Annotated in this window: 1 protein-coding gene; it reads left to right on the top strand. The window is 61.8% G+C overall.

Features of this window, described 5'->3' with window-relative positions:
- Positions 1 to 1123, top strand: a 1123-nt coding sequence (locus NTD88_RS08585; protein WP_262153837.1) for an immunoglobulin-like domain-containing protein, incomplete at both ends; no start/stop codon positions are given.

Here is a 1123-nt window from a genome sequence, read left to right as displayed (position 1 = left end):
CGCCACCGAAGGCTCCGTGACCTTCGCCGCACCAAAAGATACCGTTTACGTCGACGCCGGCAGCGTCAGCGTGACCATTACCGGCACCACCGGTGGTGACTTCGAACACCTGGAAGTCAGCCCGACGGCAGCAGTGACTGCTGTCACCGACAGCATCGACACCAGCACCGTGACCCTCACCGCCACCGCTAGCGCGGTAGAAGGCGGCGTGGTCACTTACACCGCTTCGGTCACTGCTCCGGTCACCGGCGCTCCGCTGGTCATCACTCTGGCTAACGGCCAAAGCATCACTATTCCGGTCAACGCTTCGAGTGGCTCGGTGGACTTCATCGCGCCGAACAACGTGTTGAACACCAACACCCCGCTGACCAACAGCATCACCGGCGTCACCGGCGGCAACTACGAGCACCTGGAAACCGCCGGTACTCCGACCACCGTCGTCACTGATGATCCTGCTCGTCTAGACACCACCGGCCTGACCCTGTCCGCTACCGGCACCGTTCAGGAAGGTGGCAGCATCGTCTACACCGCCAAGCTGACCAACCCAGCCGGCACTGAGATGAAGATCGCCCTGAGCAATGGTGAAACCATCACCATCGCCAAGGATGCGACCGAAGGCAGCGTCACCTTCGCCGCGCCGAAAGACACTGTTTACGTCGATGCCGGTAGCGTCAGCGTGACCATTACTGGCACCACCGGTGGTGACTTCGAGCACCTGGAAGTCAGCCCGACTGCTGCGGTCACTGCGGTTACGGATTCGATTGATACGTCGACCGTCACGCTGACGGCGACTGCCAGTGCCGTTGAGGGTGGTGTGGTGACTTACACCGCTTCGGTTACCGCGCCAGTGACCGGCACACCACTGGTTATCAGCTTGGCCAACGGTCAGTCGATCACCATCCCGGTTAATGCGAGCAGTGGCTCGGTCGATTTCATCGCACCAAACAACGTGTTGAACACCAACACACCACTGACCAACAGCATCACTGGCGTCACCGGCGGCAACTACGAACACCTGGAAACTGCGGGCACCCCGACCACCGTCGTGACCGACGACCCGGCTCGCCTGGACACCACCGGCCTGACCTTGTCGGCCACCGGCTCCGTCCAGGAAGGCGGCAAC

It is taken from the genome of Pseudomonas sp. 20P_3.2_Bac5 (genome assembly GCF_025466035.1).
In the GTDB taxonomy this organism is placed as follows: domain Bacteria; phylum Pseudomonadota; class Gammaproteobacteria; order Pseudomonadales; family Pseudomonadaceae; genus Aquipseudomonas.
This window is presented reverse-complemented; position numbering and strand designations above follow the sequence as displayed.